20 protein-coding genes are annotated in these 20,738 nt (G+C 45.5%); 8 read left to right on the top strand and 12 right to left on the bottom strand.

All coding sequences use genetic code 11. The features are described from left to right. Positions 1-185 precede the first annotated feature (185 nt). From QUA90_RS07985 to polA, 3 genes are all read right to left on the bottom strand, one after another. Positions 186-707: a hypothetical protein gene (locus QUA90_RS07985; RefSeq protein WP_333444789.1), complete on the bottom strand. Its 522-nt coding sequence runs from the start codon at positions 705-707 to the stop codon at positions 186-188. A 531-nt stretch (positions 708-1,238) separates the two neighbouring features. Continuing rightward, the gene (locus tag QUA90_RS07980) at positions 1,239-1,811 is read right to left on the bottom strand and encodes a thermonuclease family protein (RefSeq protein ID WP_333444787.1); all 573 of its coding nucleotides are present in this window, start codon (positions 1,809-1,811) and stop codon (positions 1,239-1,241) included. Between the two features lie 11 nt (positions 1,812-1,822). Next, on the bottom strand, positions 1,823-4,996 hold the full coding sequence (gene polA, locus QUA90_RS07975; protein ID WP_333444785.1) for a DNA polymerase I: 3,174 nt from the start codon (positions 4,994-4,996) through the stop codon (positions 1,823-1,825). 200 nt (positions 4,997-5,196) lie between these two features. On the opposite strand from polA, the gene QUA90_RS07970 reads away from it, so the two are divergent. Further along, entirely contained in the window at positions 5,197-6,525 is a 1,329-nt protein-coding gene (locus QUA90_RS07970; protein ID WP_333389392.1) for a J domain-containing protein, read from the top strand. Between the two features lie 47 nt (positions 6,526-6,572). Here QUA90_RS07970 and QUA90_RS07965 read toward each other — a convergent pair whose 3' ends face one another. The 3 genes from QUA90_RS07965 to QUA90_RS07955 form a co-directional block, all read right to left on the bottom strand. After that, positions 6,573-8,258: an EAL domain-containing protein gene (locus tag QUA90_RS07965; protein WP_333389390.1), complete on the bottom strand. Its 1,686-nt coding sequence runs from the start codon at positions 8,256-8,258 to the stop codon at positions 6,573-6,575. Next, the gene (locus QUA90_RS07960; RefSeq protein ID WP_333444783.1) at positions 8,258-10,630 is read right to left on the bottom strand and encodes a PAS domain S-box protein; all 2,373 of its coding nucleotides are present in this window, start codon (positions 10,628-10,630) and stop codon (positions 8,258-8,260) included. Before QUA90_RS07960 ends, QUA90_RS07965 begins: the two co-directional genes overlap by 1 nt. 575 nt (positions 10,631-11,205) lie before the next feature. After that, entirely contained in the window at positions 11,206-12,396 is a 1,191-nt protein-coding gene (locus QUA90_RS07955; protein ID WP_333444781.1) for a WD40 repeat domain-containing protein, read from the bottom strand. 252 nt (positions 12,397-12,648) lie between these two features. Between QUA90_RS07955 and QUA90_RS07950 the strand changes: the two genes are divergently transcribed. The 3 genes from QUA90_RS07950 (at position 12,649) to QUA90_RS07940 (ending at position 14,271) form a co-directional block, all read left to right on the top strand. Beyond that, positions 12,649-13,023 carry a DUF1257 domain-containing protein gene (locus tag QUA90_RS07950; RefSeq protein WP_333321831.1) on the top strand — a complete coding sequence of 125 codons (375 nt, stop codon included), beginning with the start codon at positions 12,649-12,651 and terminating at the stop codon, positions 13,021-13,023. Positions 13,024-13,069: 46 nt separating this feature from the next. Then, the gene (locus QUA90_RS07945; RefSeq protein ID WP_333444779.1) at positions 13,070-13,930 is read left to right on the top strand and encodes a DUF6920 family protein; all 861 of its coding nucleotides are present in this window, start codon (positions 13,070-13,072) and stop codon (positions 13,928-13,930) included. A gap of 113 nt (positions 13,931-14,043) precedes the next feature. Next, positions 14,044-14,271 carry a hypothetical protein gene (locus tag QUA90_RS07940; protein ID WP_333444777.1) on the top strand — a complete coding sequence of 76 codons (228 nt, stop codon included), beginning with the start codon at positions 14,044-14,046 and terminating at the stop codon, positions 14,269-14,271. 37 nt (positions 14,272-14,308) lie between these two features. Here the strand turns inward: QUA90_RS07940 and QUA90_RS07935 are convergent, their stop codons facing one another. The 3 genes from QUA90_RS07935 to QUA90_RS07925 are packed head-to-tail and all read right to left on the bottom strand — an operon-like array spanning position 14,309 to position 15,362. Beyond that, the gene (locus QUA90_RS07935; RefSeq protein WP_333444775.1) at positions 14,309-14,596 is read right to left on the bottom strand and encodes a type II toxin-antitoxin system HicA family toxin; all 288 of its coding nucleotides are present in this window, start codon (positions 14,594-14,596) and stop codon (positions 14,309-14,311) included. After that, entirely contained in the window at positions 14,593-14,796 is a 204-nt protein-coding gene (locus QUA90_RS07930) for a type II toxin-antitoxin system HicB family antitoxin (protein ID WP_332960085.1), read from the bottom strand. The genes QUA90_RS07935 and QUA90_RS07930 overlap by 4 nt, the downstream gene beginning before the upstream one ends. A gap of 53 nt (positions 14,797-14,849) precedes the next feature. Then, positions 14,850-15,362, bottom strand: a complete 513-nt coding sequence (locus tag QUA90_RS07925; RefSeq protein ID WP_333444773.1) for a hypothetical protein — start codon at positions 15,360-15,362, stop codon at positions 14,850-14,852. 288 nt (positions 15,363-15,650) lie between these two features. Here QUA90_RS07925 and QUA90_RS07920 point away from each other — a divergent pair, with 288 nt between their 5' ends. The 4 genes from QUA90_RS07920 (at position 15,651) to QUA90_RS07905 (ending at position 18,059) form a co-directional block, all read left to right on the top strand. Continuing rightward, positions 15,651-16,139, top strand: coding sequence for a hypothetical protein (locus QUA90_RS07920; RefSeq protein WP_333444771.1), 489 nt, complete (start codon positions 15,651-15,653; stop codon positions 16,137-16,139). A gap of 64 nt (positions 16,140-16,203) precedes the next feature. Further along, the gene (locus tag QUA90_RS07915) at positions 16,204-16,503 is read left to right on the top strand and encodes a hypothetical protein (protein WP_015177438.1); all 300 of its coding nucleotides are present in this window, start codon (positions 16,204-16,206) and stop codon (positions 16,501-16,503) included. 232 nt (positions 16,504-16,735) lie between these two features. Continuing rightward, on the top strand, positions 16,736-17,617 hold the full coding sequence (locus tag QUA90_RS07910) for a hypothetical protein (RefSeq protein ID WP_015177437.1): 882 nt from the start codon (positions 16,736-16,738) through the stop codon (positions 17,615-17,617). Positions 17,618-17,864: 247 nt separating this feature from the next. Continuing rightward, the gene (locus QUA90_RS07905) at positions 17,865-18,059 is read left to right on the top strand and encodes a hypothetical protein (protein WP_333444769.1); all 195 of its coding nucleotides are present in this window, start codon (positions 17,865-17,867) and stop codon (positions 18,057-18,059) included. A 117-nt stretch (positions 18,060-18,176) separates the two neighbouring features. Here the strand turns inward: QUA90_RS07905 and QUA90_RS07900 are convergent, their stop codons facing one another. The 3 genes from QUA90_RS07900 to ilvA form a co-directional block, all read right to left on the bottom strand. Then, complete coding sequence (locus QUA90_RS07900; RefSeq protein WP_333444767.1) at positions 18,177-18,512, bottom strand: XisI protein; 336 nt, start codon at positions 18,510-18,512, stop codon at positions 18,177-18,179. Positions 18,513-18,688: 176 nt separating this feature from the next. Next, the gene (locus tag QUA90_RS07895) at positions 18,689-18,880 is read right to left on the bottom strand and encodes a hypothetical protein (RefSeq protein ID WP_333389187.1); all 192 of its coding nucleotides are present in this window, start codon (positions 18,878-18,880) and stop codon (positions 18,689-18,691) included. 213 nt (positions 18,881-19,093) lie between these two features. Further along, on the bottom strand, positions 19,094-20,626 hold the full coding sequence (gene ilvA / locus QUA90_RS07890) for a threonine ammonia-lyase, biosynthetic (protein WP_333083310.1): 1,533 nt from the start codon (positions 20,624-20,626) through the stop codon (positions 19,094-19,096). Between the last annotated feature and the right edge of the window lie 112 nt (positions 20,627-20,738).

Below are 20,738 nucleotides of genomic sequence, written 5' to 3'. Positions count from 1 at the left end.
GTCGCTCAGAGTAAAAAAAGCAAGAAGTAAGAACCAGTCAAAGGCATGGTTTCACTAATTAAGAACCTACTCACCGTCTGGCGTGGTTGCGAGATAAGTTGCGAGTTATAAGTTGCAAGTTATGAGTTAGATTTCTGATTAAAAACTCTACTCTACTCGCAACCCACAACTCTATCGCTGTTCCCCTACTGGCAAAGTCGAAATTGTGCTATCTCAGCAGGAATTCTTGAAGCATTAGGTACGCTAGCAGAGGCAGGAACGAAGATTCCCAGGCCGTAACTGCAACCCTCTGCCGTCGTGCATTCCCCAGGCTTAGCAGTGATTTGATATTCGCCTTGGGAGGGGGGAGTAAAAGAGATTGACGCCAATTCGCCTGTTTTTTGACTCACAGCGACTTCCTGACCGCTTGCATCCTTGAGAGATAAGTTTAAATCCTGGCAATTTCCGTCGCAAGTGGCAACAAAAACATACTCCACATTAGGATGCAGCGTTGCTCTAAAAGGAGATGAAACTTGCTTGCGAACTTGGCCCAGCAACGGCAAAAATACTAATTTTTGACCGTTGCTTTTCCGCTGGTCAACTTCTGTTTTCAAGCGACAAATAACCGTTTTTTCGTTTTCGGTCAGTTCTTGAGCAATCGCATTTCCTACAATTGCAGTACCGAGGATCAGGGCAAGGCCGGAAATAACCAGATGTTTGAAATTCATTGATGTCCCTTAAAGTTAATTTTGGGTGATTGCAATAGACCGCTTTTGTCAGCAGTCTATTAGTTTATCTGGAGCCTATCACATTTGTTGACTTTTCCGAAAAAACAGGTCGGAGAAAAGTGCGATCGAACTCATGTCTAGTTTGAGATGGATCTGGCGTCAGCTATCGCCGAAACTCCACAGATTGTAGACCGTAGGAGCAGAACCTCGTCCTGATTGTATTCTACTAAATTAGGACTATCGGCATCGGTATCTAGAAACCCGCTTTCTGGGCCGATGCGGAGCAGCTAAACCTAAGATTTATAGTAGAGACGGGGTTTAACAAAACCTGAGTAAGTCCAAGACTGTAAATGTCTGATACAGGTTCCCATATTCCACGCCAACAACATAATCCTGTCCCTGTCAATATACAAATCGGTTGAAACTTGTGGCAATACTAGACTAACAAAACTCCGAAGGCAAGAGTTAGCTCGTACTCCTACCATTTTCCTTCTTTTTACCCGATCGCGAAGTCGAGCGGGTTTCTTCCAATCATTTATCACTGTTCCGAAATTTCCACGCGGGAACAAACTTAGAATCTCCCCAAACGCCGCGGCGATTTTTCTTAGCTTCGGCTTCCGCTTGTTCCAAAATACTTGCACTCGGACAGTTTTTCAAGTAAGGACGGTAAACCATTGCTAATCCTTCGCGGGTCAAAACTTCTTGGGCAAATGTACCATTTGGCAAGCGAACTTCGCTAACTTTGCGGCCGTAGCGGTCAGTATCCGTGACGGTCAAAACAACGCGACCGCCTCCTTGTTTGACTAGCTGCTGCATTCTTTGGTGCGCTAGATTTCCCCACTTAAATTGATTTTTTTTTGCTGCTGCTTTGCTATTTTTCTCAGCATTTGTGTGCGCGACTTCCGGTGCATCTATGCAGGCAAAACGCACTTTTATATCTTTCCCGGCGTTATCGCTGGCGACGAGGGTGTCACCGTCGCTGACTCGCTTGACAGCATAGTTGTTGGGCGCTAACTTTTGTGGACACCCGAATAGTAGCAATAGCAGAGCAACTGCACTTAAGGTTTTTATTTTTGGGAAAAGGGCGATTTTAGGTTGGCTCATATTTCTGTGTTTTATTTAGTTTCCATCCAATTTTGCCCAGCGTGGATGTCAACTATCAGCGGTACGCTAAGTTGCAGAGCATTTTCCATCGCAGTTCTAATTTTCGGCTGCAATTCTTCCCATTCATCGGGAGGTACTTCAAATATTAATTCATCGTGAACTTGCAGCAGCAGCCGCGCCTGATAGTTTTGCAAAATTTTGTGTACCTCAATCATGGCAAGTTTAATGATATCAGCACTGGAACCTTGAATGGGAGCGTTGGCTGCCGCCCGCAAAGATTGGGCGTCATCTCTGCTGAGAGATTTAAGTTCGTTTGAGCGAATGTCTTCGGGATTGCTGCCTTGTAAGCGGCGGAGGCTGCCATTTTTATCGAAGTTTAGATAGCGGCGGCGGCCTAGAATTGTGGTAACATAGCCGAGGGCGATCGCCTGTTTTTTTACTTTCTCCAAATATTCAAAAACTTTACTGTAACGCTCGTTAAATCGCTTAATAAACTCTTTGCCGTCTGCTGCGCTTTTACCCATCGATTTGCCAAACTTAATCGCCCCCATACCGTAAACTACCCCAAAATTAATCGTCTTGCCAAACCTGCGCTCGTCAGGAGTTATTTCTTCCTTTTCAAACAACAGTTGAGCCGTCACAGTATGCACATCTCGGTTATTTTGGTAAGCTTCAATTAACACAGGTTCTTGACTCAAATGAGCCAAAATTCGCAGTTCGATTTGAGAATAGTCAGCCGACACCATCAGCCAACCTGCTTCTGGTAAAAAAGCCTTGCGAATTTGCCGTGAAAACTCTGTGCGGATGGGAATATTTTGTAAATTGGGATTGGAAGAAGAAAGCCTTCCCGTACCAGTTGCAGCTTGGTTGAAATCTGTATGCACTCGCCCAGTATCCGCACGCACTAACTGAGGCAAAGCATCGACATAAGTTGATTTCAACTTGGATAATGTTCGGTGTTCTAATAAATCGTCTACAATCGGGTGGTCTCCTTGCAATTTATCCAAAACAGCCGCATCTGTAGAGTATCCCGTCTTAGTTTTGCGAGACTTTTTCTGAAACTCATCGGGGATTTTTTCTAACAAGATTTCGCTGAGTTGTTTCGGGGAACCTAAATTAAACTTTCTCCCCGCTGCTTGATAAGTTTTTTCTTCTATTTCTGTTAAGCTCTTTTCTAGCTGTTGCGACAGTTCTTGCAGGTAAGCTGAATCAATGCGAATTCCGCAGTATTCCATTTCTGCTAAAACTGGTTCTAGGGGCTGTTCTACTTCCAGCAATAACCCCTCCAAAGTTTTTCCGGGAAAGCTAGATTCATCAGCTTCCTTCAATTTGGCTTTAAGTTCCCCAACTAAGTGAAATGTAGTGTAAACATCCATGCCGCAGTAGTCGGCTACTTCTCGAATGCTGATGTCAGCAATTGTTTTGTTTTTTGGTACTAATTGATTATAACTTTTGGGATTAGTGCGTAAGTATTCCCTTAACGATTCGCTGACACTGTGATTGTCTTCTGACTCGACTAAGTGTTTCTTGGACAATTCGCTGAGACTGTGGCTGGTTTCGGGATTGAGTACGTAACTGGCTAGCATGGTGTCGAAGACGACTCCGGCTAGTTTAATTCCCTGACATCGCAGGATCGATCGATCGAACTTAGCATTTTGCAGCGCTTTCGGATACTTCTCGCTTTCCAAAATCGGACGCAAAGCATTTAAAACTGTGGCTTTGTCCAAGTTTGTGCCCGTTTTGTGTCCCGTGGGAATGTAAGCGAGATCCTCTTCACCGATGCCCCAACAGCAGCCAATTCCGACTAATTCGGCGTCTCGCGGTTCGAGGGCGGTGGTTTCGGTATCCCACGCCACGGGTGAGGTTTTGTCGGTTAAAGTTTCCAGCAGTTGGACTAATTCGTTTAACTGTTCGGTTGTTTGAATTATTCGGGGTTTAATTGGCGGTTGTTTCTGTTGCTGAGCGGCTTTTTTTCTCTCCATATCTGCGTTAGTTTCGTCGGGAGAATAGAAATCTAATGCTTTATCTTCTGAATTTTCAAAAGTTTGAGGTGACGTGGGGTGGGCATCTTGCCCGCCCTGTTCCAAGGGCTTTTCTACACCCTCCAATGGCTCTTTTACACCCTCCAATGCCTGTTCTAGGGTGTTTTCAGACGAGGCAGAGCCTCTGGATATGCGTTCCCGGGCAGAGCCTGGGAACGAGGATTCCTCTTCTTGTTTTTCCTTTTCTTCAACACCACCAAAACGCTTTTGAATTTGTTTAACTTTGCTTAAAAATGTTTTAAATTCCAACTTTTCCAGCATTGGAATCAAGGCTGATTCGTCAAAACCTATAAGCTTGCAATCTTCTAAGTTGATTTCTAATGGCACGTCTTGGACAATTGTCGCCATGCGTTGAGAATGATAAGCAGCTTCTTTGCCTTCTTCTAGCTTTTTCTTAGTTGCTCCTTTAATCTCATCAATGGCTGCATAAATTCCATCTAGGGAATTGTAAGCTTCCAGCAATTGCAGGGCGGTTTTGTCGCCGATGCCTTTGACTCCGGGGATGTTGTCGGATTTGTCGCCGCAGAGGGATTTGTAATCTATTACTTGTTCGGGCAAAATACCGAGTTTGGCTTTGACTTCTTCCGGGCCGTATTCTTGGGATTTGCCTTTGCCCGATCGCCTGAGTTCATCGGTACTCAAATATAATACGCTGATTTGTTTTTCGGTTTCTACTAATTGAAACAAATCTCGATCGCCCGTGAGGATTTTGACCTGATAACCGGCCGCGCTGGCTTTGTTTGCCAAAGTTCCCAAAACATCGTCGGCCTCGTAGCCGGGAGCAGTTATTGCAGGTAAATTCAAATAGCTGAGGAGTTCTTGCAGGTTTTTGATATCGGGAATAAAATCTTCGGGAGTTTCCGCACGACCGGCTTTGTAAGTTTCGTCTGCTTCGTGGCGAAATGTGGGCGTGGCGAGGTCAAAGGCGATCGCCATATACTGGGGGTCGTGAGCCGCCATTACTTCCAGCAGCGACTTGAGAAAGCCAAAACAGACGCTGGTGGGAATGCCTGTCGTAGTTCGCAAGCCTCCGTCTCGACTTTTGGCGAAGGCGAAGTAGGAGCGAAAGGCCAGGGAGTGACCGTCAACTAAGATGAAGATGGGAGCTTGATTTGCCGACACAGACACAAATACCGATCGCACGAAAGGATTTTCTCATTGTACTCAGTTGTCCGCCTGCATTGATCGACCAGAAGGATGGCCCGCAGACTTGAGGACGCTTGACACTTGAGCGGATCTCGGCTTACTGTGCAGCTTGGCTGAGAATAGTACAAGATGTTAAGTACGATTCCCTACGGGATAGCTTCGCTTCACGCGAATTTACAAACACCTGCCCCAAGCCTATGGCTGACATTAATCGATGCTACGAAATCCTCGAAATTGAGCCGGGAAGTTCCCTAGAAGAAATTAAGCGTGCTTACAGGGATTTAGCGTTTGTGTGGCATCCCGATCGGTTTGCCCACAACGATCGCCTGCAACAAAAAGCTCAACAAAGATTAACAGAAATTAATGAAGCTTACCAGCAGTTGGTGTTGTTTCTGAGTCAGCCTGAATCATCGAGGTCGATCGAAAAACAGTTTCCGCAGCCACCGCCGCCTGCGCCGGAAAAGCCGCTGAGAAGGCCTTCTCGAAAATCAGCCGCTAGGCCTGGTTCCCAGCGCAGTCAAACCCGCCCAAAAACCGCCTCCAAAAAATTTCAAACTCAAAAGAACTCTTCAAGCAAGAAACGATTTACAACTCAAAATCGCCAAGCGTGGCGGGGCAGAAAGCAACCAGGGCGAAGCGTTGCGAGGGAAGCACGGCCATCTCAACACTATCGAAAGCTTACCTCGAAAAGGAAAAAAGAATTTTCAACTCAATACTCAAAACCGCGAAGCGCGCCGAGGGAAGTGCGGCCATCTCAACACTATTCAAGCTTCCCTTGGTGGCCGCTGGCAATCGCCGTGGCGAGTTACGCTTTGACCGGTTGGATTTTGACGAAATCAGCCGCCCCGCTGTGGATGTGGGCTTTAATCTGCGGTGCAGATTGGCTGTGGGCCGCGATTTTGCTGGCGGAGGGTTCAGCAACGCCTAGAGTGTGGCTGGCGGCGTTAGTTTTGGCTGGGGCGGTAGGGGGGTCGATCGCTGGTTTTCAGGCGGGAGGAAAGGTCACAGGGGCTGCTTGGGCCGCAGTTGGGGCTGGTTTGGGGGCGATCGCCAGTTCCGAGGCTGAGTCTCGGGCTGTGGCTGCTGTTTTGGCTGTAGGGGGAGTAGTGACAGTGGTGGGATTGCTGGCGGGAACGGTTCCTGGGAATTATTGGGTTAAGGCGTTGGTGGCGGCCGTGTGTTGGGCGATTGTCGGCTTGACGTGCGGGCTGGCGACGGAACTAGGCGTCAATTCTGGCGGCCCCGTCGGGCTCTCTGGTGCGATCGGGCTGGGGATTGGGGGGTGGGCTGGGGCTTGGGCTGGGGCGGGCTTGGAGGCGATCGTCCAAGCCTTTGCTATCGCCGGGTCTAAGACTGTTTATGGGGCTTGGGCTGCGATCGGCATTATTGCTGGAGTTGTGGCGCGGATGGTAGCTGCAGAAAGGTTGATCCACACCAGCAGCGGGCTTTACACGGTTATCCTGTTGGTGGCTACTTCGGGTTTCGGGCTGTGGCTGGGAAGTTGGTTGGGCGATCGTATCTTTTAAATTAGCCAGTTGTCAGTTGTCAGTTGTCAACAGTCAACAGTTAACAGTCATGAGCATTGCAACCGGAATTGATCTAAATTCCAGCACTTATCGCTTTTCAGCAGCGCTTCAAACTCAGACCTTGGCAAAGCCTGACTGAAAATATAGCCTTGAATTTCGTCACATTCGTGCTCGCACAAAAAATCAAGTTCCTCCTTATTTTCTACGCCCTCAGCCACCACCGTCATGTTCATGCAGTGTGCCATTTGAATAATCGCTATTGTGATCGCTGCATTTTGGCGATCGTCTGCAATGTTGCAAATAAAACTCTTGTCTATTTTTATCGCATCAAACGGAAAGCGTTTCGGATAACTCAAAGAAGAATATCCAGTCCCAAAATCATCAATTGCTATCCTAATCCCCTGATCTTTCCACATCGTAAAAGCTTTAGCTGCTGCAATTTCGTCTTGCAAAACCAGACTTTCCGTCAGTTCTAATTCCAAACACTTGGGATCAAGACCAGTTTCTGTTAATATCTCCCTGACTCTTTCCGTGAAATTTTTGCGCTCGAATTGACGGGCTGACACGTTAACTGCCACTCGCAGGAGTGGCAAACCTGCTCTTTGCCATGTTTTAGTTTGTCTGCAAGCAGTCTCTAATACCCATTCGCCCAACGGTGCAATCAAGCCCATTTCTTCAGCCATTGGAATAAATTCCCCCGGAGAAACTCGCCCCCGTTCTGGATGATTCCAGCGCACCAAAGCTTCAGCACCAATAATTTTACCTGTTTTGATTTCTATTTGCGGCTGATAGTATACTTCAAATTCTGAGCTTTTTAAAGCCTGGCGCAGTGAAGTTTCTTGAAGAAGTGTATTAATAAAAAAATTAGCATTCTTTGCAGTATAAAAATGATAAGTATTGCCGCCTTTCTGCTGAGATTGATACATTGCTATATAAGCATTTTTCAGCATTTCATCTCCGTCAGTGCCGTCTCCGGGATACAAGCAGATCCCCATACTAGCAGTGACAGAGACTTCGCAATCTTTGACAATCATACCTTGGGATACAATATCTAAAATGCTTTGAGCAATCTTAGCCACATCCTGTTTTTCTGCAACTGGTTTGAGAATCAGCGCGAATTCTGCCGCTTCCAAACGAGCAACAATATTAATGTTGTCCATGCAGTTAGTTAGGCGCTGGGCGATGCTGCAAAGCACTGAGTCGCCGATATCGTGTCCCCAGGTACTGTTAATGCGGTTGATTTTATCTAAGCTAAGCGTGACAACGGGAATGACTCCTGACAATTCTTTTTGACCATCTAATACTCGACTTAAATTTTCTCGCAAAAATGAACGATTCGGCAAATTGGTCAAGCTGTCATACTGATGTCGGTAGAGTGCCAGTTGAATAGTTGTGTGCAAGTTTTTTTCTTCAAAGGGCTTGACAATATAGCCGAACGGTTTTGTACTATGTACTCGTCGCAAAGTAGTTTCATCGGCATAAGCTGTTAGATAAACTACCGGAATTTGAAAGCGCAAGCGAATTTCTTCGGCTGCTGTAATGCCGTCGATTTCTCCTTGCAGGTTAACATCCATTAAAACTAAATCCGGGCGCAAGTTGGCGGCCGATTCAATCGCTTCTTCTCCAGAATAGACCATGCCAGTTATTCTATATCCTAGAGATATCAAACTGTCGGAAATGTCTTCCGCAATGATGCTCTCGTCTTCAACGATCAGAATTTTTTTGTTGGACACTAATTTTTCTCCTCAGAGTGCAACTTGGGTTGAGAAAAGGTTATTCTAAAAGTCGTGCCAGGAGTTTCTAACAGTTCTATTTTCCCCCGGATTTGCTTGACTAAAGACCCGACCAGTCGCAAGCCCAAAGTTCGGGCTTTGCGATAATCTAAGTCTTGAGGGAAACCAATTCCGCTGTCGCTCACAGTTAGCACGCAAACTCTGTTATTATCTAAAGTGAAATCAATGTTAATTTTACCTTTAACTTGTCCTTTAAAGGCATATTTTAGGGCATTTGTCACAAGCTCGTTGATAATTAACCCGCAAGGAACTGCCGTATCAATATTAAGAGAAGACGGCGCAATATTTGTTTGCAACTTAACGCCTTCTGCATGAAGTTCATAAGCTTGGAATAAATTGTGGGCGAGATTTTGGATGTATTCAGCAAAGTCAATGTTTGACAAGTCTTTGGATTGATACAATTGTTCGTGAACCAGGGCCATTGATCTGACTCGGTTTTGACTTTCTTTTAACATTTCACTAACGTGGCTGTCTTGGATGTAGCGTGACTGAAGTTTGAGCAAACTGGAAATAACTTGGAGGTTGTTTTTGACACGGTGGTGAATTTCTTTGAGGAGAACTTCTTTTTCTGCGAGGGATGCTTTGATGCCATCTTCGTCGCGCTTGCGATCTGTAATATCCCGCACTACTCCTTGAATTACTTTTCGTCCCTTAATTTCCATTGCATTTAACAGCACTTCAGCGGGAAATTCTGAACCGTCGAGTCGTTTATGTACCCAGTCAAAGCGACAGCTACCTGTTTGCATTGCTGTCGATATTCTCTGTATTGCTAGACTGGATGAGTCTTGTCCACTAGGCTGAAATTGTGGGGAAAAGTCGCTCAGTTTTTTGCCGTAAAATTGTTTTGTGTTGCTACAGCCAAATATTTTTAAGGTAGCGAGGTTGCAGTCAAAAAACTCCTTTTCGTCAAGCAACATTACTGCGTCGCTGGTGGCTTCATAAAGGCTGCGAAATTTGTGTTCTGATTCTTGCAACGAGCAGATCAATTGGTTTTTGAGAGCTTCCGCACGCTTGCGGTCGGTAATGTCTATTCCTACGGAAACTGCTGCGCTTCCCTGATGATATTTCTGAGCTACTATCAAATAGTTGCGGACGAAACCGTTAATTTCAATGTCTATTTCTTGCCAGGTTTGCTGAGATGAACTGTCAAAAAATTTTCTGATCAGTTCTCCAAAAGTCGAGCCTTTGTCGAGAAAGTTGATTTCTTGACCGACAAAGCTTTCAGGAGACAGGTTGAATGAGGTTGCTAAGTGCTGGTTGACTCCTATATACCGCAAATCTGAACTAATCCAAGAAATCAGTCCGGGTACGGCATCCAAAACGGCGCGAAGTTGGTCTGTAGCTTCTTGGAGTGCTTCTTCCGATCGCTTGTGATCGCTAATATCTGTCGCCGTTCCGCACAAGCCTAAAATAGCGCCGTTTTCAGCTTGGTTGACGATGCTGTTGACGCGCAGGTGGACGGGAGTACCGTCTTTACGAATGTGTACTGTTTCGTAAGGAGAATTAGCTGTTTGTGGCTGAAGTTTGGTTCTCGCTAAAAGTTGGGCAAATATTTCTCTTGGTCTACTTTCTTGATCGGGAACTAAAAAATCGGTGAAGCGGCGTCCGATCATTTCTGGCGGTTCGTAACCGTAGATGCGTTTGGCGGCGGAATTGACAAAAGTCAAGAGGCCTTCAATATCGATCGACCAAATCAATTCTTGGGAGGTTTCTACGAGGTTGCGGTACTTTTTTTCGCTTTCGGCAAGTGCTGCATTGAAGACTGCCGTCTGCTGCTGAAGTCTCTCTTCTAATTCTTGATTTGCCGTTTCCAGAGTTGCGATGGAGTGCTCGCGCTCGGTAATTTCAGTAGAAACACCAACTGCGCCGACAACTTCGCCGTTTCCATCTCGCAGGGCTGCCGATCGAATTTCGTGAATAAAATGCCCCTCTCGGGCATTCCAATTGTGATCGTTTCCTGCTAATACCTCAGCAATATTTTCTAACATATCTGGTTGGCTGCTGTAAACTTCAAAAATCGATAGCCCGACAGTTGCACATGGTTTGAGTCCCAAATTTTCTAATCCTTTCCCTGCTGCAAGGGTTAACTTGCCGTCTCTGTCTGTTGCCCACAGGAAAATAGGGGCACAACTGACAGCGGCGTGAAGGGTTTCGTTGGCTTGTTTGAGCCGATCGATTTCTGCGTGAAGCAGATCCTGGGTGGTGTTTAGTTCTACCGTTAGTCGATCGGCTTTTTGCTGCCAACTGGCAGCAGTATCGCACATTTCTGCGAGATTGCGGGAACGGCAGATGGATTGGTTGCAGTGTGACATGGTTACTCTAGGGCGCACTGTATATTTAACCCTAGCCTATCTTTTAAGAATAAACTTTTTCAGTCAAATATTACAATTAGCAGGAATACTCATCCGACCCAGATGCGATATATTAAAGCTACTTTAAAGGATTCAGAAATTGCGGCTCGCTCAGGCTTTTCGGCGACAGTTCACAAATTGATAATAAGCTGAATAATGCCTGCCAGTCGGTATTTTTACGGTAACTATTTGTAGTAGTGCAAAAATAAGTTCCGCGATTTTCGGCTTGCACAATAACTGGGATTGTAAATTTATTATATTTGTTTGCGTAGATTCACGCACCGAGGAATCTAGAATCTGGAATTTGTAAATATAGCCAGCACCTGAATGGTTAGGAGGTACTTAATTTGTGAAAATCATGAGGTCGATTCCCTCTTGTTTCTGCCTTCTGCCTTCTGCATTCTTCCCTATGCCCTATGCCCTATGCCCTATGCCCTATGCCCTATGCCCTATGCCCTATTCCCTATTCTCTATTCTCTATTTCTTCCATCCGCTACATCCGTGGAGCGAATCCGTTGCCGAACTTCCTTCTTCCTTCAATTAACTCCCCAAATTTTGACAGTTTTATCTAAACTGCCGCTGATAATAGTTGCACCATCGCTGCTAAAAGTAAGACAAGTAACAGAGTTTTGATGTCCGCTGAGAGTGTGAATATGTTCGCCGGTACTGGCATTCCAAAATTTGATATTACCATCAGCACTAGCACTGACAACAGTGAGTCCGTCGGGACTAAAGGCGATCGCATTTATCGAGTTAAAATGCCCTGCTAAAGTGATTGAACTATCTGGATTCGATAGCTGCCGCAGTTGAATATTTCTGTCCCAGCCGCCAGTAGCCAAAGTCTGCCCGTCTGGGCTGAAAGCCAGACAATTCGCGTAACCCTTAATTGTTTGGGAGCATTCTCTGCTGCGGAGGTTCCACAGTTTAATTGTACCGTCAGAACTGCTGCTAGCGAGAGTTTGTGCGATCGGGCTAAAAGCAAGACTAACAATTCCTGCTTTATGAGCTCCCCAAGTTAAAAGACTGCCAAAGGTACAGATTAACTTACCCGTCTCTAAATTCCAAATTTTGATAGTAGTATCTGCCGAACCTGTGGCGATAACTTGACTGTCGGGACTGATGACAATTGCGCTAATTTCCGCTTCATGTCCGAGGGAAGTATGCTGCAATTCTCCTCCCTGCCAAATTTCGATCGCGCGGTGTTTCGGAGTATTTCTGCTCCTCACAAAAACTTCGCTTTCTTGGCAAAGCACAAAAGTTTCTTGAGCGCGGGGATACTTGTCAACACTATAGAGTATTTCTCCTGTCTCTACATCGCAAATTCTAACTATTTTCCCGTGCAAACTCGCCGTGCGAGATCCTCCGGGACTAATCGCAACATTTGTCCCAGTTTTCACACTGCGGATGCAGTCAAAAAGCTTGTAAGGCACGAAGTCTTTTAAAGCTTGGCGCACTAGAGGTTCTGTCCTCGATCGCAAAATTAAATAAGCAACTCGCTGCACTTCTGGTGCGGAGTCAAGCAGCGCCTCAATTGCTAAATTTAAACCAGCGCCTCCGTATTTAGGAGCATCTTTAACAGCGGCAATCCGAGCCTCGATACTAGGACTGTTGAAGCGCTGCTTGACCCCAGCGATCCCTCCCAAAACAGCGCCGGCGATCGGGATTTGACTTTGGCCGCCGAGGACGGCATCATATTCTCTGGGTTGGTTAGGATTATCGGCCATCATAGGATTTTAGATTTTAAATTTTAGATTTGAAGAATTGGAGGATTGAAGAAAGCGAACTCACGGATGAATCTGGGGAATTGTTATCGGATACTATGTTTTTAATTTCTGCACAGATGAATCCGGAAGCTTGTAACCTGGCTGCTTTCGCTGACGCTCAAACCTGGTTTAAGAGCGCCATTTCTAACTTATTGACTGTTGCACTTGATAGTATTATAATCAAATCAGCGTTTCACACAAAAATCCGAAAGTGATATGTCACACTTCACAACTATCAAGGTTCAGATCAAGAACGGCGAACTGCTACATCAAGTGTTGGAAGAGTTGGGTTATCAAGTAGAGTGCAATGTGCAGGTACGGGGTTATCGCGGTGACAAAACTAATGCGGAGTACGTGATTCGGCAATCCAATGGTTACGATTTGGGTTTTCGCCGCAGCGAAGAGGATTACGAATTGGTGGCGGATTTTTGGGGCGCTCGAATTAATCAGCAGGAATTTGTTAATTTAATTAGTCAAAAATACGCGCGCAAAAGTTTGATGGCGGCGGTGCAGTCAGAGGGTTTTAATGTTGAAGAAGAGGAAACTTTGGCAGATGGAACGCTGAGAGTTGTAGTGGGTAGATGGGTTTAAGACTCGCATTTGATTAACTTGTTTTTACCTATCAAGAGGAATCACCATGTGGCGATCGCCGATCGTACTAATCATTCTCGCGCTAGTAGTTGGCATTGTTGGGGCGATCGCCCTTGGAGCATACCGCTGGCATCTGGGTACCAAGGAACTGCGAGCCAATCTGGAAGCTGCACGCTTGCCGATTAAACCTCTCACATTTGATGCGCGGGAAATCGCCGATTTACCCCAGCCCGTGCAGCGCTACTTTCGTGCGGTGCTCAAGGATGGACAACCGCTAATTGCAACAGCGCGGGTTTCCCACGAAGGCACGTTTAACATGAGCGAAACCGCAGAAAAATGGAGCGCCTTCACCTCAACTCAATTGGTAATTACTCAGCGCCCTGGCTTTGATTGGGACGGGCGAATTGCCATGATGCCCGGTATCAATGCGTTCGTTCATGATGCCTACATTTCTGGCGAAGGCATCCTCCATGCGGCGCTGCTGGGCCTGGTGACTCTGGCGGATATCCGCGGCACCCCAGAAGCGGCACAAGGGGAACTGATGCGCTTTTTCGCGGAGGCTGCTTGGTATCCGACGAGACTGCTGCCGAGTCAGGGTGTTCGCTGGGAGGCGATCGACAATTCTTCCGCCAGAGCAACGCTACAGGATGGCGACACCGCTGTTTCCCTGGATTTCCGCTTTGATGAAGCAGGGCTAATCGCCAGTATCCGCGCCGAGGCCCGCGCCCGTACAGTTAACGGGGGGCTGGTGTTTGCGCCCTGGATTGGCCGTTTCTGGGACTACGAATTGCGAGACGGTATGCGGATTCCGCTCTCCGGTGAGGTGGCGTGGCAACTGCCTGATGGCTCGCTATTTCCCTACTGGCGCGGCCGCATCACGAATATTGCCTATGAGTTTGCACGATGATTCTAGTTTGTGTTGTAGGGTGAGTCTGAGATTTTCTCCCCTATTTCATGGGAACAATCTGATAATTAGAGTACACAGGTAAACGCCTATTAGCAAAAAAAAGTTACTTACCCATGAACATTGCAGAACTGAAGACAGCAGTAAGGGAACTTCCACAGAATGAACTCGCAGAATTTCTCGAATGGCTTGAAGAGTTCCAAGAAGCTCTCGCCGAGCCCCAGTGGATCGAATCTGTACGAGTTAAGATAGATGCTGCTGTTGCCATGTCCGAACATACTCCACCGATTGACGGCGAAACCTTTATTGCAGGGATTTGCGATGTTTCCCAAAATAGCTTGTAGGCTGGGTTATTACTTTCATCGCAAGATGGAGGCAATTTTATTCTTGTTCTTCATCGCTCGAATCAGATTCATTTGCCGCCTTCTTGTCACTATTTGACTCTTCAACTATGCTAGTATTTTGATGAATATTTTCCGATAAACCCGCCTGTTTTAACAAGTGTCTGAGTAGCCCAACTTTTAAAGATTTATTACCGTGAATTGGCACAGAAATTCGGATTGAGCTTCCCGCTTTCCCGTAGATGTGGTGACTGCCTTGAACTCTTAATAATATCCAGTCATTACGTTCTAGCAGCTTGGCTAACTCTTTGCCAGACATGGAGTTCATATCGCAATCTCCATAATTTTGTCTCGCTCATTTGTCTCGATCGATTCAATATCTACACTAAGGCAACCTTCGATTGCTTCATAGAGGTTTTGCAGCAGTTCCTCGAAGGTTTCTCCCTCTGTTGCACAGCCCGGAATAGCAGGAACTTCTGCCCAATATCCGCCTTCTTCTGCTTCGTGAATAATAATTTTGATTTTCAATTGATTCTCCTAATTTCTTTTCAAAACTTACCTTTTCATTACTGTAGGAGACTTTACTCCTCCAAGTCCACCTGTTTAACCTGTTCTAAAGGTATATCTAGCGCTTCTGCAATTTGTTCGTCGCTCAAGCCAAACTGCCGTAATTTATCTATTGTTTCAATCTTAGTTTGATTTATGGTTTCCTCCTGCAAGTCGGGATTTTCCGGCTGAGTTTCATCTGGGGTAGAAGTAGAGGGATTAGGGCAATTATTGACGTAGCTAATTCTGTTATTTTGAAAATTATTATTTTTGCCCAGATTTATATTCTGATTTATCTGTCTTTCTATAACGGATTCAAGATTACTTTTCTTAACGGGTTCGCCAAACACCTCAGATAACATTTGCAAAAGCTCGTGACTAGCCTTTTTAACGTGCTGGGAACTATAACCATAAGTTTCTGCAACATCAGTATACTTTTTACGATTCAGTATTCCCGTGATAATTTTGCGCTGCAAGTTGTTTAGATGTTTGCCTGTCGTGGCGCAGACAGCTTCATCGACAAATTGCAATATCTGAGGACTGTCCATAGGTTGGATGGTGAGATAATTTTAGTTACTATAGCAAACTTTTTCCAACTTTTTGCAACTTTTGGGGCAGCGCATCCGAATTTTAGGAAGTTCCCACTTTTTCCAACTTTTTTTTATGGACAATTTTTGGGCGATCGGTATAGTATGGATGAGTCTGCCATCAGCATCCTACTAGAGTTTTTGCAAATCACCTTAAACCATTTTCTAGCTAAGCCTTCACGCTGCTTGTTACTTCGTCAGCAACCATGATTTTACTGTACCACAAATTAACTCTCGAAAAGTTCGGAAATGCAGTTGGCGGCGATGTATGGATATTTAAGGCCTGATAAAAATTCGTTAGAAGGAAGCAACTCTGTGAAATCTAAGTGGACTGTTTATATCGGTATTTTGCTCTCTGTCTTGGCTATTATAGTAGCTGTCACCACTCCCGAAGTTCGTTATGGTTTGGGACTTGAGACTAATCCATCTCCTAAAAATGCTGAAATCAAAGAGGTTCCTGCTCCTAAAGATGCTGAAATCAAAGAGGTTCCTGTCATCGTTAGAACTGAATCTTCAGCACCTCTTGCAGGTGTTAACGTTGAATTCACATCTCAGAGAGGAATAGCCGCGACAGCAGTTACTGAGTCAAATGGCTACGTCATGGTGAAAATACCTAGCACAAGAGATTTACAAATCACGCTGAGGAAAGAGGGATTTGAAACAATTAGTGAGATAGTAGATCTAAAAGGAGGTTCAGTCGTAACAAAGACATATATATTAAAAAAAAAAACAAGCTGATTTAGGAAATTGCAAAGCAGAGAGTTGCACAGGACGTGCTCCAAAAAATCTTTGCGATCAAGATATGAGTATTTACACTACCGAACTCGTTAGTTTTCCAGAGTTAGGGGAAAAGTTCAAGAATCTGAATCTTGAGATAAAATACTCCGCTAAATGTCATGCTCGTTGGGTCAAACTGCCAACCGTGCCTGGTGCAACTATTTACTTTGAGGGCAAAGATAAAAAACGATTCCAGCCTCTGCGTATGCAAGATGATTATCCAGAACCTCAAGTTACGGGTATGTTGTCTGCAGACATAACAGATATTCGAGCTTGCGTAAGTCGTCCAGGAAAAGAGCCTCTATGCACAGGTTTGGTCAAATAAAGATGGTCGATCGCCCTTAGTTTTTTTAAAGAGCGATCGACTGCTTCTATGTTTGTGAAGCCTATCTAATTAAACCCTTTGCTAGCTTAGATTTTACGCTACTTGTTGCCCCGTCAGCAGCCATAACTTTCCTGTATAACAAATTAATTATCGGAATGTTCGGAAATGCAGTTTGCACCGATGTATGGATATTTAAGGCACGATCAAAAATTAGTTATAAGGAAATAACTCTATGAACTCTAGGTGGACTGTTTATATTGGTATTTTGCTCTCAACTTTAGCTATTATAGTAGCTGTCACCACTCCCAAAGTTCGTCAAATTTTCGGATTTGAAACTAATCAGTCTTCTAAAGATGCTGAAATCAAAGAGGTTCCTGTCATCGTTAGAACTGAATCTTCAGCACCTCTTGCAGGTGTTAACGTTGAATTCACATCTCAGAGAGGAATAGCCGCGACAGCAGTTACTGAGTCAAATGGCTACGTCATGGTGAAAATACCTAGCACAAGAGATTTACAAATCACGCTGAGGAAAGAGGGATTTGAAACAATTAGTGAGATAGTAGATCTAAAAGGAGGTTCAGTCGTAGCAAAGGCATATATATTAAAGAGTACCTCAAAGAGTACCTCATTCTCAACACCGCCAATATCTGCTGATAAACCAACTCCAGTCCCTGTTGGTGCTACTCCTACGGGACTTTCACCCACTCAAATCTCTGCAAAGGAGCCGAAGCCACCAAAAGTCGAGTGTAAAAATTTTGGTGGGACCTTAGCCAATGAGGGTGAATACACAGATATAATTCCTGTTGCAAATAAAGCTGCAAAACCAGTATCAAGATTCTATATTACTAGAAACAGTCCTCGGTCGATTGTGTGTGAAATTCAGAAAAATTTTGGTGAGCTTCCTTTAGCATATGCCTTACCTGAAAATTCGGAATTGGATAGCATAGTAGCTAAAATATACGTTGACGGAAAGTTACGAAAGAATATTGATTTAAATCGTGGTGAAGCATTGAGAGAAAACATAGACATCACAAATGCTTCCACATACAAAGTGGAATTTACTGTGACAGATAAGTCCGACAAAAGTGACTATATTTATGTTCTTCAAAAGTAGCATACTTATCTAACCAGAAGCTAAAAGTAAACAGTTTGTAACTACAAAGGCGATCGCCCTAACCAGAAAACCCAAGTGCGATCGCCCGCAACTACCAAATCGTTTCAACATTAGGAATATCATACCGCCGCGCGATCGCAACTAAAATGCGATCGATCGCGCCTATCTTTCTCAAGCTCCCCTGGAAGTTGCAATTACTACGTTAACCTGCTACCGTTAACATAGACGCATCGTAGGAAAACAACCGATGACACTAACAGAATTACTCCCTACCATTAGACAACTGTCTGCGATCGACAAACGAGAGTTAATCCGCATTCTAATCGCAGAAGAAGATATCAGTGAGAATATTTTTCCTTTGGAACCTTACAAGATTTACTACTTACCAACCCCCTACGATACTTTTGGTGCTGGTGCAGTGTTGATGCAGGCAATAAATTAGGACTTACACATGGGGCCCAGAAACCGGGTTTTTGCGGAATCTGCTGGCTGCAACGCGTCTTTTCGTAAAAAACCCGGTTTCTTTCTAAAAAAAGCATTGCCGCATCCTTGGCAATGGCTAAGCCACCCCAAAGCCCGTATATTCGCGCACATAGGGCGCTTGAAATCCCAAGATAATATCATCCTTTGCCACACCCATTGCCACCAACTCGTGCGCGACTCGCATCTCCGTTGTATTCTGCTGCAACCAAATCTTACCATCCTTAATATCCAAATGCAGCACACATCCATACACTCGCCGATGCCCATCCCAACCAACATTCGTCACCTGATAATGATCCCGCTGCGTATCAAAAAGCGTTTGGGATTCAATAGCACCATTGGAGATCGGAGTTGCCACATATTCAGTCAATAATGATTGAATCCACTGACGATACTGCTCTAGCTTATCCATTGCACAATCACCTCTTTCACAGGATCGTAAACAATGCGGTTAACTTGATGCTGCTCTACCGAGATTCTTCAACTTTATTGTACTTCCCATCGCGTCTATCTGGAAAAGTGCGCGCCAGCGAAGCTATCCGGAAGGGAATCCCCCGTCAAGTTCGATCGACCTTCTGAACAATAAGTCTATTCTGTGTTTGTAGACCGATCGACCTCACCCTCACCCTCATCCTCCAAAATCTCACCCAAATAGCGCTGCACAAACTCCCGCGCTGCATCTATATCAAGCAACTTTAACGCCACAACCATCTTCACAAGCGTGTTGACCGTTGGATCTATCAACTCATTAAACCAACGATAGACAACAGAACTTCGCACACCCATTGCGATGCCAATTTGTTTTGGCTAATGCCATAGGTGTTCAGCACATCTCTCAAAACTCGACCAGCTTTTCCCATGCACCCCATGATGCCATACCAAGTCCGGCTTAAATACTCCCTTTATTTCTTAGTCTGCGGAGGCAGACTTCGTTTGACAAGAAGCGGTTTCAACCGCCTCCTTCATAAACCAAGTAACTTTCCCCAAAAACCCCTACCTCAAAAACAACTTATACGCCGGATTCTGACTCTCATCCCCATACTGATAGCCCAGCGTATCCAAAAAAGCCTGCCACTCCTGCATCTCATCGGGCGGTACTTGAATTCCCACCACAATTCGCCCGTAATCGGCGCCATTATTTCGATAGTGAAAAACGCTGATATTCCAGTTAGGACTCATCGAACCGACAAACTTCATCAACGCACCCGGACGTTCGGGAAATTCAAAGCGATAAAACAATTCATGATTCGCCAGCATCGAACGCCCGCCCACCATATGCCGCACGTGCAACTTCGTTAATTCATCATCAGTTAAATCCAAAGTCTTGAAGCCACAATCTTCAAAACTTGCGGCTATCTTCACCGCATCCGCACGGTTTTGAATTTGTACGCCGATAAAAATATGTGCCTCTTTCTCATCCGCAATTCGATAGCTAAATTCAGTTAAATTGCGTTTTCCCAGACATTCGCAAAACCTGCGGAGACTTCCCGGTTGTTCGGGAATTGTGACTGCAAAAATGGCTTCGCGGCGTTCGCCAAACTCGGCTCTTTCTGCTACAAAACGCAGGCGATCGAAATTCATGTTCGCGCCGCAAGCAACAGCAATTAATGTTTCTCCTGCGATTTGTTCCCGTTCGACGTAAGCTTTCGCACCTGCGATCGCCAAAGCGCCTGCAGGTTCTAAGATCGATCGCGTATCTTCAAAAACATCCTTAATCGCCGCGCAAACATCATCCGTATCCACCAAAATAATCTCATCCACATACTCCTGACACAAGCGAAAAGTTTCCTCCCCCACTTCCCGCACAGCAACGCCGTCAGCAAATAAACCCACCTGCGACAAACGCACCCGTTTACCGGCTTTCAGCGATTGATTCATTGCATCGGAATCCACCGGTTCGACGCCAATAATCTTAATTTCCGGCCGCAACCGCTTGACATAAGCCGCAATTCCAGAAATCAATCCGCCGCCACCAATTGCCACAAAAATCGCGTGAATTGGTTTTTGATGTTGCCGCAGAATTTCCATGCCGATCGTACCCTGTCCAGCAATCACGTAGGGGTCATCAAAAGGGTGAATAAAAGTCATACCTTTTTCCGCCTCTAATTGACGCGCAAAAGCGTAAGCATCATCGTAAGCATCCCCATGCAAGACTACCTCTCCACCACGGGCTATCACCGCATTTACCTTCACCTGCGGGGTCGTTACGGGCATGACTATGATCGCGCGAGTTCCCAGGTGACGGGCGGCGAGGGCGACTCCTTGGGCGTGGTTGCCGGCGGAAGCTGCAATCACACCTTGTGCTAGCAAATCCGGCGACAGTTGCGCCATTTTGTTGTACGCACCCCGCAGTTTGAAGGAAAACACCGACTGCATATCCTCTCGCTTCAGCAAAAGTTTATTGTTGAGCCGTGCTGATAGATTCGGGGCGCATTCTAGGGCTGTTTCTTGAGCAACATCGTAGACGCGGGCGGTGAGGATTTGTACCAGGTAATCGCAAAGCATGGGGTTAGCAGGTTGGTTGATGCCGGATGGTGGGATAATTGTACGGCACTTGTGTTAGTATTTTGCGACGAATTGGCGATCCTCTTCGAGGGCTTCCCTAACTGGCGATTAAGAGCGGGATAGCTTCGCTTCA

The sequence above is a fragment of the Microcoleus sp. D3_18_C4 genome, assembly GCF_036702355.1.
Classification (GTDB): Bacteria; Cyanobacteriota; Cyanobacteriia; order Cyanobacteriales; family Microcoleaceae; genus Microcoleus.
The sequence above is the reverse complement of the archived record's forward strand: the minus strand, read 5'-3'. Positions and strand labels throughout refer to the sequence as shown.

What these genes read in the sequence shown, in the direction of transcription:
- QUA90_RS07945 (WP_333444779.1), top strand. Translation starts at nt 13,070, where the DNA reads ATGTGGCGATCGCCGATCGTACTAATCATTCTCGCGCTAGTAGTTGGC.
- QUA90_RS07970 (WP_333389392.1), top strand. Translation starts at nt 5,197, where the DNA reads ATGGCTGACATTAATCGATGCTACGAAATCCTCGAAATTGAGCCGGGA.
- QUA90_RS07905 (WP_333444769.1), top strand. Translation starts at nt 17,865, where the DNA reads ATGACACTAACAGAATTACTCCCTACCATTAGACAACTGTCTGCGATC.
- QUA90_RS07915 (WP_015177438.1), top strand. Translation starts at nt 16,204, where the DNA reads ATGAGTATTTACACTACCGAACTCGTTAGTTTTCCAGAGTTAGGGGAA.
- QUA90_RS07935 (WP_333444775.1), bottom strand. Translation starts at nt 14,596, where the DNA reads ATGAACTCCATGTCTGGCAAAGAGTTAGCCAAGCTGCTAGAACGTAAT.
- QUA90_RS07940 (WP_333444777.1), top strand. Translation starts at nt 14,044, where the DNA reads ATGAACATTGCAGAACTGAAGACAGCAGTAAGGGAACTTCCACAGAAT.
- QUA90_RS07980 (WP_333444787.1), bottom strand. Translation starts at nt 1,811, where the DNA reads ATGAGCCAACCTAAAATCGCCCTTTTCCCAAAAATAAAAACCTTAAGT.
- QUA90_RS07955 (WP_333444781.1), bottom strand. Translation starts at nt 12,396, where the DNA reads ATGATGGCCGATAATCCTAACCAACCCAGAGAATATGATGCCGTCCTC.
- QUA90_RS07925 (WP_333444773.1), bottom strand. Translation starts at nt 15,362, where the DNA reads ATGGACAGTCCTCAGATATTGCAATTTGTCGATGAAGCTGTCTGCGCC.
- QUA90_RS07900 (WP_333444767.1), bottom strand. Translation starts at nt 18,512, where the DNA reads ATGGATAAGCTAGAGCAGTATCGTCAGTGGATTCAATCATTATTGACT.
- QUA90_RS07910 (WP_015177437.1), top strand. Translation starts at nt 16,736, where the DNA reads ATGAACTCTAGGTGGACTGTTTATATTGGTATTTTGCTCTCAACTTTA.
- QUA90_RS07960 (WP_333444783.1), bottom strand. Translation starts at nt 10,630, where the DNA reads ATGTCACACTGCAACCAATCCATCTGCCGTTCCCGCAATCTCGCAGAA.
- QUA90_RS07920 (WP_333444771.1), top strand. Translation starts at nt 15,651, where the DNA reads ATGCAGTTGGCGGCGATGTATGGATATTTAAGGCCTGATAAAAATTCG.
- QUA90_RS07950 (WP_333321831.1), top strand. Translation starts at nt 12,649, where the DNA reads ATGTCACACTTCACAACTATCAAGGTTCAGATCAAGAACGGCGAACTG.
- QUA90_RS07985 (WP_333444789.1), bottom strand. Translation starts at nt 707, where the DNA reads ATGAATTTCAAACATCTGGTTATTTCCGGCCTTGCCCTGATCCTCGGT.